Consider the following 14,811-nt stretch of genomic DNA (forward strand, 5'->3'; position numbering starts at 1 on the left):
AAATTCAATGAATAATAAATAAAAAACACTCTCGCTGGCTTTAATTAAAATACGCTTTAAATCCAACTTTCATCTTTTGCAACATTTAGTGCATCATTTTTTAGTCTTTCAAGCTCCTCATAAACCTTTGCATCAAGCTTCGGACGGAATTTTTCAAACTTAACTTTTAACAAATCTAGGCTTCTTAAGAGCATCCTAAAAATGAGTCTCTCACGGCCTAAATCATCTGTTGCCTTAAAAGTTGTTGGATCAATCCTTAAACGGAAATCCATATTTCTACGTTTAAATGAATAAAAAATACGTTCATCAAAACTATCATTTCCCATTATAATTTCAATGCACTTCCATTTATCTATAGGAATATCATACGACTTATTTTGTAGTTGAGCATTTAAGGCATTTTCTACTGCGTTACGTGCTTTATTTTCGAGATCAAGATGATCTTCTGTTAACACTTCCCTACTTAATTCAGCACTTAACCATACTTCCATTCATATATCCTGTCATTATTCTTATTAAACACACTTAGAATCAAAAATAGATTCAAATAACTTAATAAATCTTTTCGAGACTCTTTTCTAAAATCACCAGATTTAAATCTACTAAAGGCTGTCCAACATCTGCATCCAGTGGATAACTCTCTGTTTTGCCGGTTTGGTGATAACCACGACGCTCATAATACGCGATTAATTCAATGCGAACATTAAGAACAGACATTCTAAGTTTTTTGAAAGGTATTTTTTCTCTAGAGTATTGCTCAGCGAAATCTAACAATATTCGGCCATAACCTGAATTTTGCCGGACTGGGTCAATAGCAAAACTGCCGATTTCAAAACAATCTGGCAAGTGTGTCAGACCAATGCAACCCACCAGTTGATCATTATTTTCCAAGACATAAAGTTCGAAATCAGGCCGTGCTAAAAGTTCACTTAACTGAGCCTCATTAATTCGATCACCTAAAAAAATGTCATGTTCATGCGTCCAGCCCAAATTAGATCGATAAGCTGTATTGATCAACTTAACAATGCTTTGAATGTCCGTAGCTTGGGCTAAACGAATATTGTTATTTTTCATTTTATAAAGGCTCTAGACTAGCAAAATGATTATGTTAGTCTAGAATCATGATAGAAAACAGTAAATTAAGTCACTACAAGATTAAAAAAATTATTCAATGCTTTTGTGTTGATATTCCTGCTTCCTAAACAGCCTTATTACTCAATTTAAATCGTAATACGATTAACTATTGGTACATGCTTTTTAGAGAAACTATCTATGATCATCAAACAGATTTAAGAGCTAAGTTTGTTGGTTCAATAGAAGTAGATGAAAGCTATTTTGGAGCGAAAAGGCAACGTGGGTTTCATGGAAAGTTAAAGCGTGGTCGTGGGACTCTAAAACAGCCAGTATTTGGAATATTCGAACGTAATGGGCGCGTCTATACTGAAATCGTACCTGACTGTAAAATGAAGACTTTACAAGAGGTTATCATTGGTAAAGTTTCACTTGAGAGTGTGATTTATAGTGATGGATGGCGTGGCTATAATGGTCTTGTTGATGTGGGTTATTCAAAGCATTTTAGGGTAAATCACGGAGCAAATGAGTTTGCTAGAGGAGAATGTCATATAAATGGAATAGAATCATTTTGGAGCTTTTGTAAAAGAAGGCTAGCAAAGTTTAACGGCATATCAAAAGAGTACTTTGATTATCATCTTAAAGAAACTGAATGGCGTTGGATGAGGGAACCTAATGAGTTAGCAACTGAGCTGTGGAACCTCATTAGGTAAAATTAAGTGTAAATCTGCTAGTCTAGAGCCTTATAAATATAAAAAAGCCAGACCGAAGCCTGACTTTAATTTCATTTGCTTCTATAAAGCAAATTATTTAGGTTCAATTGGCTCAAACGGCGCAACGACATCGGCATTTTGTGCACGATGGCGCATGAAGTGATCCATCAAAACAATTGCTAGCATCGCTTCAGCAATTGGGGTTGCACGTACACCCACGCAAGGATCATGACGGCCTTTGGTCAGGACATCCGTATCTTCACGATTAATGGTAATGGTTTTACCCGGAGTTGTGATGGAAGCCGTTGGTTTCAACGCAATCGAAACACGAATATCCTGACCGCTAGAAATACCACCCAAGATACCGCCAGCATGGTTCGCCAGGAAGCCATCTGTTGTGAGTTCATCACGGGTTTCATGACCGAACTGCTCAGCGACACTAAACCCATCACCAATTTCCACGCCTTTCACGGCATTGATTGACATCATGGCATGGGCAATATCAGCATCTAAACGATCAAATACTGGTTCACCCCAACCCACTGGCACTTTAGAAGCAATGATCTCAAGGCGTGCGCCACAGCTTGTGCCTTGCTCACGTAATGAAGTTACCAATGCTTCAAAGCGCGGCACCGCATCAACATCACCACAGAAGAACGGGTTATTTGGCACTTCATTCCAGTCCAGTTTTTCTGCTTTTTCAGTACCGATTTGGGTCACATGACCACGGATTTCAATACCAAATTTCTCAAACAGGAATTTCTTGGCAATCGCACCTGCTGCTACACGCATCGCAGTTTCACGCGCACTCGAACGGCCACCACCGCGATAGTCACGAAAACCATACTTCTGGGTATAGGTATAGTCTGCATGACCCGGGCGGAAAGTTTGCGCGATATTGCCATAATCTTTCGATTTCTGGTCCGTATTGCGGATTAAAAGACCAATTGAAGTACCGGTAGTTTGACCCTCAAACACACCGGAAATAATTTCAACTTCATCTGGCTCTTTACGCTGTGTTGCAAATTTTGAAGTACCCGGCTTACGACGGTCCAGATCCTTTTGCAAATCCGCTTCAGACAGTTCAATCCCTGGTGGAACCCCATCAATAATGGCCATTAAGCCAACACCATGAGATTCACCACAAGTCGTTACACGGAAGAGTTGCCCTATACTATTACCTGCCATGTCAACGACTCCTTATGAATTAACAGATTGAATGAATAAATCACGATATTGACGGCATTGGGCTGCAGTCAGTGCAAAGATACCTGAACCACCACGTTGGAACTGCAACCAGTGGAAATCAACGGTATTGAAGTTTTGCTTCATCGCCCATTCAGAATTACCCACTTCAATCACGATCAAACCATCTTCAGTCAGATAATCAGCTGCTTGAGCCAGCATCTTGCGAACTAGATCCAGACCGTCTTGACCAGCAGCCAATGCCAGCTCTGGCTCATGATGGAATTCATCAGGAAGATCAGCCATATCCTCTGCATCGACATATGGAGGATTAGATACGATTAGATCATATTGGTTTTCAGCTGGAATTTTGGCAAATAGATCAGATTCAAGTAATGCTACTTGGTACTGCTTACTGTGATGTTCACAGTTAATCTGCGCCACTTCCAAAGCTTCTTTAGAAATATCAGTTGCATCCACTTCTGAATCCGGGAAAGCATAGGCCAATGCAATCGCGATACAGCCAGAACCGGTACACATATCCAGAATACGTTGTGGAGTTTTTGGATTCGGATTTTCTGGCAGGTTATTTACTGCTGCACCCATTTCACCATTTTCAGTCAGGCAATAAGGAGCAAAGCGGTTTTCAATCAGCTCAACGATTGGCGAACGTGGAATCAGAACACGCTCATCCACATAGAATGGCTTGCCGAAGAAATAGGCTAGATTCAATAAATAAGAGGTTGGAACACGTTCATTAATGCGGCGTTCTAGCAAGCTCAAGAACTCAGCCACTTCGCTTGGCAATAATTTAGAGTCCAGAATTTCAGGATCTGCATTCCAGTCCAGTGACAAGGTTTGTAGAACGAGCGCTGAACTTTCAGCAAAATAATCTTCTGTACCTTGACCTAAGTGCGCATCGTATTGACGTAATGCTGTAACCCCAAAACGAATAAAATCACGAATGGTAGTTAAATTTTCAGCGGCTTCCTGCAAATGTTCAGGGCTAATAGTCGGTCGATCCACTTAAGGCGTCTCCAAGGTCATTTTTTAAAACGCCTTATGATACCTTGTTTTGAGGTGTTTTATAATGCCAAAACCATGAAAAACCCGAATTCTCCATGGTTTATCAATTACAGCTCTTCTGGATTTCAGACAGATTAGAATCCTGCTTTTTAAGATTTATCGCTATTTCCGGAAGGATTTATTAACTTAAAACCAGTTTAAGCATCGGCACGATAAGAACGCGATTGATACAAATTCGCCTGATCTTTTACCATCTCTAGCGCACATTGACCCTGTTTAATCTGGGCATATTGGGTATTCATGGTCAGCTTGCATTGCTGTGATAGTTTACGTTGCCACAACGTATGCTGATCACGAATATTATTACGATAGCCCGCATTCAATTTCAGATAAGTCTTATAGTTTTTCTTCAGACGTTTATTCTGTGCTTTTAATTCTTTTTTCACACATTTTTGTAGTTTAGCTGTATTGCCATAACTAAAGTTCATGCACTGGGTATATTCCTGAGAATAACCTGTAGCCGCCTGAACCTGTAATGCCATTGTCCCCAAACAACCTGCCATTAATAAACATGCAAAACGCATAATAACCCCTTCACCAAAACTGGCTTGTTTCCAATCAATATTGAATAATGAATCTTGTTTAAATTATTGCCTGATACTAACTTAGTCCTCGATAAAATCCTATATTTTTCTCGCTTAAAAAGATGTCACAGTTCTTTGGTTGAAACTTGATTTTATGGCCGCATATAATTCGGCAATGATGTCCAAACGAGCCCAGATCTTATGAGCTATAAGCACAACAATCTTATGGCCATGCGCCAGAACTACTGGAATGACGAGTTATCCAGTCAGGTGCAGCAGGAAAAGGTATTTTTACAAACTACATTAATGCAGCAAGGCGTATTTAGTAGCGCGACACTGGAAGATGCCAAATACCTGTTTTTCAGCTTGCCAAGCATCATTATTGTGAAGGGTTATGCGCTGGGTTTTATGCATGAAACAGTCCAGAACCTAATTCATCAACATATTCAAACAAATAAACAACAGTTACAACAACGATCTGAATTAAAAATTCAATTTCAAATGTCATAATATTCACCCTACACTGGTCAAAACGGCAAGTGATATGCTCTTGCCGAGATTTTCACCGTGAATTCAGCGGCTTAAACTTTTTTAATACGTGCAGACACGGTAATATCCACTACAATGATTTATTCCGCTTTATGCTGATAAAAGGATTGAGTTTACATGTCAGATCAGAACGATAAGCTTAAACAATTGAAAACTTCCTCAATGGATCGACGCTTATCGATCGCAAAGGCATCTTTGCTGGCAGGTACGCGCTGGGCAGCATCCAGTGCGGGTTCTATGTTCTCAAGCGAAGAAGAAAAAGAAAGAAGACGCAAAAAAGCTATGAAAGAACAGGCCGATTATCTGGTTGCAGAAATTGGCAAGCTTAAAGGTTCAATCGTCAAAATTGGCCAGATGATGGCACTGTATGGCGAGCATTTTCTGCCAGAAGAAGTTACTCAAGCCTTAAATACCTTAAATAATAAAACAGTCGCTTTGGCTTGGCCGGCGATCAAAGCCCAATTACAACAGCAATTAGGTTCCAAGCTAGATGATCTGACAGTTGATCATGAGCCCTTGGGCACAGCCTCTTTGGCTCAGGTGCATCGTGCGGTACGCAAGTCAGATGGTATGGAGCTGGTGCTTAAAATCCAGTATCCGGGTGTAGCTGAGGCTATTGATTCTGATATGAGCCTGTTTAAGAACATGCTCAAATTGACCCGTATGGTGCCGCAAACCCGTGAATTTGATCAATGGTTCGATGAAGTTCGCGAGATGATGCATCGTGAGGTCAATTATAAAATTGAAGCAGATACAACTCGCCGTTTCTGTAAACGTCTGCAAAATGATCCACGATATATCGTACCGACCATCATCGATAACTATTGTACTGACCGTGTCCTGTGTATGACCTTTGAACGTGGTGTACCAATCAATAGTCCAGTGATGCTATCTCTACCACAGGAACGTCGTAATAAACTGGGTGAAGCTTCTCTGGAAATCGCTGTACGTGAGATTTTTGAATGGGGCGAGATGCAGACTGACCCAAATTTCGGCAATTATCTGGTACGTCTAGGTGATGGCGAAAATATTCAGGACAAGATTGTACTCCTCGATTTCGGTGCAATCCGTCAGTTTGACCAGCATCTACTCAATGTAGCGCGTAACCTGATCCAGGCCGGTTATCATCATGATTCAGACATGATGGTAAAAGCCATGACCGGTTATGAATTCTTCGATTCTATTCCGCCTAGCATCAAACCGGATATGGCGAAAGTCTTCCTGTTAGCCACAGAAGCCTTCAGCTCACCAATGAACAATAAAGACCTGCCTCCAAGTGTGATGGATGAACATGACCGCTATAACTGGAAAAAAAGCCAGCTTCATAGCCGGGTAATGCAGCAGGCTTCTAAATCCATGGCTTCACGTTATTTCAGTGTACCGCCTAAAGAATTTATGTTTATTAGCCGTAAGTTTATTGGTGCTTATACCTTCATGACGGTGATTGATGCGAAAACTAATGTACGCGCAATGATTAAACGTCATCTCTAATAGACTAAGTTATTATTAGCCTTATATAAGACCCGGATGATTTTGTCATTCGGGTCAATTTTTGATAAAATCCAAATTTTTCTTATTTTATTTTTCTATTTATTTTCAATATCTTAAATTTTTAAATCCCCTCTTTATTTTAATAATAAATTGACAATGATTCATGTCATTGATGACATGGTTTTTTCTAGAACAGCATGTCAACATCAGGCAAATAAGATAACACCCCGTAGGATAATTAGAATGAACAATATGGTGAACAAAGCACAAGGATTTGGCTTGTCCATCCTGACCAAAGTGGCTGGAAGTGATTTACTTGACCAATTAAAGCTGCGTAAATTTTTAGAAAAATCTCTTTATCAAAGCTCTAAAGCAGGTTTTAAAACACTCAGCCAGACTCAGAAAATCCTGAAATCTGGTCAGAAAATTCAAAGACAACGTTTACCACATCAGTCCAAATCCCTGTTCGATCTGAATCTGACTGAAGAACAGCAAATGACCTGTGAGGCGATGCAACAGTTTGCCAGTGAAGTCCTTTATCCTTTGGCACATGATGCAGATCATCATGAAATCTTCCCAGAGGAACTCTGGCAATATTCAACTGATCTGGGTCTTAATTTTTATGCGCTGCCTGAAGCTTTAGGTGGCGTAGCTGCAGAACAGAATATCGTCAGCAATGTCCTGATGGCTCAACAGTTGGCTCAAGGTGATTTCAGTCTGACCGCTGGACTGCTTTCTACCTTTAGTGTGATTAATGCGATTACCCGTTGGGGTTCAGAACAGGTTCAGACTGAGTATTTAACTGCATTCGCCGATGATCCTCATCTTAAAGCTACCTTCGCAGTACAGGAAGCAACAGCTGCCTTTAATCCTTATCAGTTAAAAACTCAAGCAATGTCGAATGGAGATCACTATCTGATTAATGGTGAAAAAACCTTGGTGATGCTCGGAGAAACTGCTGATATCTATCTGGTCAGTGCAGATCTGAATGGCAAAACCGAAGTATTTATTATGCAACGCAATAATACTATTACTGCACAAGAATCTCCGGCTATGGGCCTGAAAGCCACTCAAACCATGAATCTCAAATTTAATAACACACCGGCACAACGCTTGGGAGATGACGATTTTGATTACACCGCTTTTCTTGATCTAGGCAATTTAATGTGGTGTGCCATGGCGGTCGGTACCTGTGAAGCGGTTAAAAAATACTGTGTGCAATATGCCAATGAACGGACAGCCTTTGGCGAACCGATTTCTCATCGGCAAAGTGTAGCCTTTATGATTGCAGATATGGCGATTGAAATTGATGCCATGCAAATGCTGATCCTGAATGCTGCCAGTCTTGCAGAATCTGGTCAAGGCTTTCATCGTGAAGCTTATTTAGCCCGTCTGCTCTGTGCAGAAAAATCCATGAAAATTGGCACAGATGGCGTGCAGATCCTCGGCGGACATGGCTTCACCAAGGAACATCCGGTAGAACGCTGGTATCGGGACTTAAGAGCAACAGCAATCGTACATTCTGGCCTTCATGCCTGAGCAAAGAATAAGGAAAAAATAAATGAACTTGCAAAATCCTAAAAAATTCAAATTGCTGATTGATCAGGCACATGAAGTTGCTCTAAATGTACTCCGCCCTATTTCACGCAAATATGACAAAGCTGAACATGCTTATCCGAAAGAGTTAGATATGCTCGCTTCTGTCGTCGATGGCATGAACCAAGGCAGCGAAGGCATGAATGCGGGAGCTGCGGTCAATAAACGCGGTGATAACGATGAAAGCAATAAAAATGGCGTAAATATGTCAACAGCACTTAGTATTGTCGAAATGTGTTATGGCGATACCGGACTACTTTTATCCATGCCGCGTCAAGGTTTAGGAAATTCAGCCATTGCTGCTGTTGCTAATGAGGAACAGTTACAACGCTTTCATGGCATCTGGGCAGCGATGGCAATCACTGAACCAGGCTGTGGTTCGGATTCAGCTGCCATTCGTACTACTGCCATTAAAGATGGTGATGACTATATCCTCAATGGTGAAAAAATCTTTGTCACCTCTGGCGAACGTGCAGATGCGGTTGTCGTCTGGGCGACTTTAGATAAAAAACTTGGCCGTGCTGCAATCAAGTCCTTTGTTGTACCTAAAGGCAAACCCGGTATGAAAATCGAGCGTCTGGAACATAAGCTAGGCATTAAAGCCTCGGATACGGCTGCAATTAGTTTTATCGATTGTCGTATACCTGCTGCTAATTTGCTTGGACATGCTGAAATTGATGTAGCCAAAGGTTTTGCGGGTGTCATGGAAACTTTTGATAATACCCGTCCACTCGTTGCAGCCATGGCAATTGGCTGTTCTAAAGCCTCCTTGGAGAGAATTAAGGAGATTTTTAAGGAACAGCTAGATCCTGAGTACAATACGCCTTACTTACAAGCATCGAATATTCCAGCGCAAATTTACCGAATGGAAGCCGAATGGGAAGCAGCCCGTTTATTAATGTTGAAAGCTGCGTGGATAGCGGATAACCGCAAGCCTAATTCTCGTGAAGCCTCTATTGCTAAAGCCAAGGCAGGTCGTATTGCGAATGAAATCACTTTGAAGTGTGTCGAATTAGCAGCATCTATAGGCTATAACGAGACTGAACTTTTAGAAAAATGGGCACGTGATTCCAAGATTCTAGATATTTTTGAAGGAACTCAACAGATTCAGCAGCTCATTATTGCCCGACGTGAACTAGGTAAATCTTCAAGTGAATTAAAATAATAAAAAATTGGAAATACTGCTTCATTAAAAATGAAGCAATAAAAAGGATGGATTTTTTATGGTTTTCGGACTATAAAATTTCCATCCTTTTTTATGTCATAACCTATGTATTCTATTCGTCCTATACAACCTCAAGATAATGCTCAAATTGCCAAGATTATTCGTGAAGTTTCCGTAGAATTCGGACTTGCAGCAGAATCCGGTTTTGCTGTCGGTGATTCAATCCTGGATAACCTGTATGAAGTATATCAGCAGCCAAATGCAGCTTATTGGGTCATTATCGATGAGCAGGATCAAGTCTTTGGTGGCGGAGGTATTGCGCCATTACAGGGTGATCAGAGTATTCTAGAAATACAGAAAATGTATTTCTTACCCATTATTCGTCGTTATGGATTTGCAAAACAGATTTTAAATCTGGCCTTTGACTTTGCTCATGAGCAGAATTTTAAACGAATCTATCTTGAAACTACTGCAAGCCTTTGGCAGGCTGTGAAGCTTTACGAAAAATTAGGTTTTGAACATCTCGATCATCCTGAAGGCAATACGGGTCATAGTGCAGCTTGTGAAATCTGGATGCTAAAAACTTTAGACTAAGCCATCTCATACATCTAAATACTTTTATTCTAAAGAAAAGCCAGAGATACAAATTCGGCTACTAACTGGCTTTTCTTTAAGCAATTCTTCATAAAAAATTCATTATTCAACAAAATCTAAGTTGTCTTTGTAAACAAATCATCTAATTTCTTGACGATTTTCATACATCTTCCTAAGATCAATTTAATTTTAAAAATACAGGGAAGCTGAAAGTTGTTGGGCAAATTTTCTGGCAAAAACTATTCATTATTAAAGGTCTTAAATCCTACTACTTTAAAAATTGGGATGCTTGGCTTAACTACAATATTAATAAGTGCTTGCTCCTCACTAGGAGGTAAATCCTTAGAAAAACGCTCTGCTAAACTGTCTCAAGGAATTCAGACTGCATATGCTGTGCCTGCGACAACTGCTACTCGCGTTTCACCTTTAATTATTCAGAATGCCGAAAGACATAGTCTAGATCCCTTGCTAGTAGCAGCCGTGATTCGACAGGAATCTACCTATCGCAGTCAGATCGCTTCACCTGCAGGTGCTGTGGGTCTTATGCAAATTGTTCCGCGTTATTGGCAATCTACATGTGGACCTGATTTATTTAATGAAGCAATAAATATTGGATGTGGGAGTTATATTCTGTCACGTTATCAGGAATCGAGTGGCAGCCTAGAAAAAGCGCTGGGTTATTATAATGTAGGCCCTACTGCCTATGAGAAAGATCGGAAAATGCGTAAACAAGGTAAAAAATATGCTAAAGAAGTTTTAACGCACCAGAAGCAACTTAAAAAATCGATGTAATTAGAATGTACTGATGACTAATTCAGTTTATTCTAAAAAATATTAATCCATAACTAAAAAGGCTTAAATTGAATTTAAGCCTTTTTATCTTGTTTTCTTAAATCTCACACATAAAAAAAGCCCCCTGCATTAGCAGAGGGCTTTAGGAATAATGAGCTGGCGATGACTTACTCTCACATGGGAGACCCCACACTACCATCAGCGCTAAGAGGTTTCACTTCTGAGTTCGGGAAGGGATCAGGTGGTTCACTCTTGCTATGGTCGCCAGCACAACTGGTATGCTTACTCGCTATGGTCTTATTTACGTTGCTTGCGCTTCGTTTGCCTAGCTTTCTTCAAATAGAATGCATTAACAGATGTATCTGAGTTGCAGTAGTTTGTTCGATTAGCTTAACTAAATCAAGGTTTCGTCTGATCGTTAGATCAATATGAAATCAATTGACGCTTTATATACAACTGCTTGGGTGTTGTATAGTCAAGCCTCACGAGCAATTAGTATTGGTCAGCTTCATACATCACTGCACTTCCACATCCAACCTATCAACGTCGTAGTCTTCAACGGCTCTTTAGGAGACATAAAGTCTCGGGGAAATCTTATCTTGAGGTAGGCTTCCCGCTTAGATGCTTTCAGCGGTTATCCCTTCCGAACATAGCTACCCGGCGATGCGACTGGCGTCACAACCGGTACACCAGAGGTTCGTCCACTCTGGTCCTCTCGTACTAGGAGCAGATCCTCTCAAATTTCCAGCGCCCACGGTAGATAGGGACCGAACTGTCTCACGACGTTCTAAACCCAGCTCGCGTACCTCTTTAAATGGCGAACAGCCATACCCTTGGGACCTGCTTCAGCCCCAGGATGAGATGAGCCGACATCGAGGTGCCAAACACCGCCGTCGATATGAACTCTTGGGCGGTATCAGCCTGTTATCCCCAGAGTACCTTTTATCCGTTGAGCGATGGCCCTTCCATACAGAACCACCGGATCACTAAGACCTACTTTCGTACCTGCTCGACTTGTGGGTCTCGCAGTTAAGCGCGCTTTTGCCTTTATACTCTACGCGTGATTTCCGACCACGCTGAGCGCACCTTCGTACTCCTCCGTTACTCTTTAGGAGGAGACCGCCCCAGTCAAACTACCCACCAGACATGGTCCTCGCTCCCGATCAGGGAGCAGAGTTAGAACCTCAATATTACCAGGGTGGTATTTCAAGGACGGCTCCATGGCAACTAGCGTCACCACTTCAAAGCCTCCCACCTATCCTACACAAGTAAGATCAAAGTTCAATGTCAAGCTGCAGTAAAGGTTCACGGGGTCTTTCCGTCTAGCCGCGGGTACACCGCATCTTCACGGCGAATTCGATTTCACTGAGCCTCTGCTGGAGACAGCGCCGCCATCATTATGCCATTCGTGCAGGTCGGAACTTACCCGACAAGGAATTTCGCTACCTTAGGACCGTTATAGTTACGGCCGCCGTTTACTGGGGCTTCGATCAAGAGCTTCGCTTACGCTAACCCCATCAATTAACCTTCCAGCACCGGGCAGGCATCACACCCTATACGTCCACTTTCGTGTTTGCAGAGTGCTATGTTTTTAATAAACAGTTGCAGCGGCCTGGTTTCTGAGGCTGCCAACAGCTCAAGGAGCAAGTCCTATCACCGCCGGCAGCGTACCTTCTCCCGAAGTTACGGTACCATTTTGCCTAGTTCCTTCAGCAGAGTTCTCTCAAGCGCTTTGGTCTACTCGACCTGACCACCTGTGTCGGTTTCGGGTACGATTCCAGTGTAACTGAAGCTTAGAGACTTTTCCTGGAAGTATGGTATCAGCCACTTCACCAGTAAACTGGCTTGCTATCAACTCTCAGCATAGAGTACCCCGGATTTGCCTAAGATACATGCCTACAGTCTTCCACCTGGACAACCAACGCCAGGCTGACTTAACCTTCTCCGTCCTCTCATCGCATTACACTGAAGTATTGGAATATTAACCAATTTCCCATCGACTACGCCTCTCGGCCTCGCCTTAGGGGTCGACTCACCCAGCCCCGATTAACGTTGGACTGGAACCCTTGGTCTTTCAGCGAACGGGTTTTTCACCCGTTTTGTCGTTACTCACGTCAGCATTCGCACTTCTGATACCTCCAGCATGCTTCTCAACACACCTTCATCGGCTTACAGAACGCTCCCCTACCACTTGCAATAAATTGCAAATCCGCAGCTTCGGTACATAGTTTTAGCCCCGTTACATCTTCCGCGCAGGCCGACTCGACTAGTGAGCTATTACGCTTTCTTTAAAGGGTGGCTGCTTCTAAGCCAACCTCCTAGCTGTCTATGCCTTCCCACATCGTTTCCCACTTAACTATGATTTAGGGACCTTAGCTGGCGGTCTGGATTGTTTTCCTCTTGACTACGGACGTTAGCACCCGCAGTCTGTCTCCCGGATAGTACTCATTGGTATTCGGAGTTTGCATCGGTTTGGTAAGTCGGGATGACCCCCTAGCCGAAACAGTGCTCTACCCCCAATGGTATTCGTCCGAGGCGCTACCTAAATAGCTTTCGGGGAGAACCAGCTATCACCGAGTTTGATTAGCCTTTCACCCCTATCCACAAGTCATCCCCTGGCTTTTCAACGACAGTGGGTTCGGTCCTCCAGTTAGTGTTACCCAACCTTCAACCTGCTCATGGATAGATCACCCGGTTTCGGGTCTATACCCAGCAACTAAACGCCCTATTAAGACTCGATTTCTCTACGGCTCCCCTATTCGGTTAACCTCGCTACTGAATATAAGTCGCTGACCCATTATACAAAAGGTACGCAGTCACCACACAAAGTGGCTCCCACTGCTTGTATGCATGCGGTTTCAGGATCTATTTCACTCCCCTCACAGGGGTTCTTTTCGCCTTTCCCTCACGGTACTGGTTCACTATCGGTCAGTCAGGAGTATTTAGCCTTAGAGGATGGTCCCCCTATATTCAGACAAGGTTTCACGTGCCTCGCCCTACTCGACATCATCATATCAGCCCTTTCGTGTACAGGACTATCACCCACTATGGTTGCACTTCCCAGAGCATTCCACTAAAACTGATATGACTTAATGGGCTGTTCCCCTTTCGCTCGCCGCTACTGAGGGAATCTCAATTGATTTCTTTTCCTACGGATACTGAGATGTTTCACTTCTCCGCGTTCGCCTCATAAACCTATGTATTCAGTTTATGATACCGACCTTATAGCCGGTGGGTTTCCCCATTCAGACATCTCCGGATCACAGGATATTTGCCGCCTCCCCGGAGCTTTTCGCAGGCTATCACGTCTTTCTTCGCCTCTGACTGCCAAGGCATCCACCACATGCACTTAATTACTTGACTATACAACCCCAAACAGTCGTTCATCCCTACAAGTAGGATGAGCAACAGATTATGATGATTACTCATCACTCTCATACAGTTGGCGTTTCGTAGATTTAACTACTGTACAGCTTCAATTAGATTCATATACCAAAACGCTTGATTCAGTTAATTTCGCTAGTTCTCATTCAATCACTTCAACAATCAATCTTGCGATCTCTTGTTTCCGCTCTTGTATGAGTATGAACAAATTATTTCAACTCAAATATATTCTGTTAATGATTTAATGCATCCTCGTCGGATTGCATTACTGTGATAAATCACAGAGATTATCAAGTGGTGCGTATCTTAACGCTTCTACTTGCTAATCTCTAGGATCTACACACTTGATCGCTTAGGAACTAAACATTCACGCTACTGTATGATCACATACTGCGCGAAGCGTAGCTTCTTGCTTAAATTTCAAGGAAAAACGTTGTTTTTCTGGTCTTGAAATTTGGTGGAGACTAGGAGAGTCGAACTCCTGACCTCCTGCGTGCAAAGCAGGCGCTCTACCAACTAAGCTAAGTCCCCAGCTTATCAATTAAGTCAATGTTCTGATTTTCTGTTTTCTGGCAGATGGTGGGTCTGACAAGACTTGAACTTGTGACCCCACGCTTATCAAGCGTGTGCTCTAACCAACTGAGCTACAGACCCTCAGATA

The 14,811-nt window shown here is 42.3% G+C and carries 11 protein-coding genes, 2 tRNA genes, 2 rRNA genes and 1 pseudogene; 7 read left to right on the forward strand and 9 right to left on the reverse strand.

Annotation, left to right across the window (positions count from 1 at the left end; translation table 11 throughout):
• Window positions 1-56: 56 nt before the first annotated feature.
• Entirely contained in the window at window positions 57-491 is a 435-nt protein-coding gene (locus O4M77_RS07815; RefSeq protein WP_180017441.1) for an Imm44 family immunity protein, read from the reverse strand.
• 61 nt (window positions 492-552) lie between these two features.
• Window positions 553-1,074: a GNAT family N-acetyltransferase gene (locus O4M77_RS07820; protein WP_302700553.1), complete on the reverse strand. Its 522-nt coding sequence runs from the start codon at window positions 1,072-1,074 to the stop codon at window positions 553-555.
• 47 nt (window positions 1,075-1,121) lie between these two features.
• Here O4M77_RS07820 and O4M77_RS07825 point away from each other — a divergent pair.
• Window positions 1,122-1,784 (forward strand): annotated as a pseudogene (locus O4M77_RS07825) (IS1595-like element ISAcra1 family transposase).
• Between the two features lie 93 nt (window positions 1,785-1,877).
• Here the strand turns inward: O4M77_RS07825 and aroC are convergent.
• The 3 genes from aroC to O4M77_RS07840 form a co-directional block, all read right to left on the reverse strand.
• A complete protein-coding gene (gene aroC, locus O4M77_RS07830) occupies window positions 1,878-2,972 on the reverse strand; it encodes a chorismate synthase (RefSeq protein WP_166138205.1) in 1,095 nt (364 codons plus the stop codon).
• Between the two features lie 12 nt (window positions 2,973-2,984).
• Window positions 2,985-3,995, reverse strand: coding sequence for a 50S ribosomal protein L3 N(5)-glutamine methyltransferase (gene prmB, locus O4M77_RS07835; protein WP_104426049.1), 1,011 nt, complete (start codon window positions 3,993-3,995; stop codon window positions 2,985-2,987).
• Window positions 3,996-4,192: 197 nt separating this feature from the next.
• Complete coding sequence (locus O4M77_RS07840; RefSeq protein ID WP_323713290.1) at window positions 4,193-4,579, reverse strand: DUF1311 domain-containing protein; 387 nt, start codon at window positions 4,577-4,579, stop codon at window positions 4,193-4,195.
• Window positions 4,580-4,780: 201 nt separating this feature from the next.
• Here O4M77_RS07840 and O4M77_RS07845 point away from each other — a divergent pair, with 201 nt between their 5' ends.
• The 6 genes from O4M77_RS07845 to O4M77_RS07870 all read left to right on the forward strand — a co-directional run bounded on the left by O4M77_RS07845 (window position 4,781) and on the right by O4M77_RS07870 (window position 10,766).
• A complete protein-coding gene (locus O4M77_RS07845) occupies window positions 4,781-5,089 on the forward strand; it encodes a hypothetical protein (protein WP_323713291.1) in 309 nt (102 codons plus the stop codon).
• A gap of 156 nt (window positions 5,090-5,245) precedes the next feature.
• Window positions 5,246-6,619, forward strand: a complete 1,374-nt coding sequence (locus O4M77_RS07850; RefSeq protein ID WP_180011040.1) for an ABC1 kinase family protein — start codon at window positions 5,246-5,248, stop codon at window positions 6,617-6,619.
• Window positions 6,620-6,871: 252 nt separating this feature from the next.
• Complete coding sequence (locus O4M77_RS07855) at window positions 6,872-8,158, forward strand: acyl-CoA dehydrogenase family protein (protein ID WP_323714097.1); 1,287 nt, start codon at window positions 6,872-6,874, stop codon at window positions 8,156-8,158.
• 22 nt (window positions 8,159-8,180) lie between these two features.
• Entirely contained in the window at window positions 8,181-9,380 is a 1,200-nt protein-coding gene (locus O4M77_RS07860; protein ID WP_323713292.1) for an acyl-CoA dehydrogenase family protein, read from the forward strand.
• Between the two features lie 105 nt (window positions 9,381-9,485).
• The gene (locus tag O4M77_RS07865) at window positions 9,486-9,974 is read left to right on the forward strand and encodes a GNAT family N-acetyltransferase (RefSeq protein WP_323713293.1); all 489 of its coding nucleotides are present in this window, start codon (window positions 9,486-9,488) and stop codon (window positions 9,972-9,974) included.
• A 285-nt stretch (window positions 9,975-10,259) separates the two neighbouring features.
• Window positions 10,260-10,766 (forward strand): lytic transglycosylase domain-containing protein, encoded by a 507-nt coding sequence (locus tag O4M77_RS07870; protein ID WP_257218455.1) that lies wholly within the window; start codon window positions 10,260-10,262, stop codon window positions 10,764-10,766.
• Window positions 10,767-10,920: 154 nt separating this feature from the next.
• Here the strand turns inward: O4M77_RS07870 and rrf are convergent.
• The 4 genes from rrf to O4M77_RS07890 all read right to left on the reverse strand — a co-directional run bounded on the left by rrf (window position 10,921) and on the right by O4M77_RS07890 (window position 14,804).
• Window positions 10,921-11,035 (reverse strand): 5S ribosomal RNA (gene rrf / locus O4M77_RS07875).
• A gap of 202 nt (window positions 11,036-11,237) precedes the next feature.
• Window positions 11,238-14,129, reverse strand: a 23S ribosomal RNA gene (locus O4M77_RS07880).
• Between the two features lie 476 nt (window positions 14,130-14,605).
• Window positions 14,606-14,681: transfer RNA gene (locus O4M77_RS07885), tRNA-Ala, on the reverse strand.
• A 46-nt stretch (window positions 14,682-14,727) separates the two neighbouring features.
• Window positions 14,728-14,804: transfer RNA gene (locus O4M77_RS07890), tRNA-Ile, on the reverse strand.
• Window positions 14,805-14,811: the final 7 nt, after the last annotated feature.

This window comes from Acinetobacter sp. YWS30-1 (assembly GCF_033558715.1).
Classification (GTDB): Bacteria; Pseudomonadota; Gammaproteobacteria; order Pseudomonadales; family Moraxellaceae; genus Acinetobacter.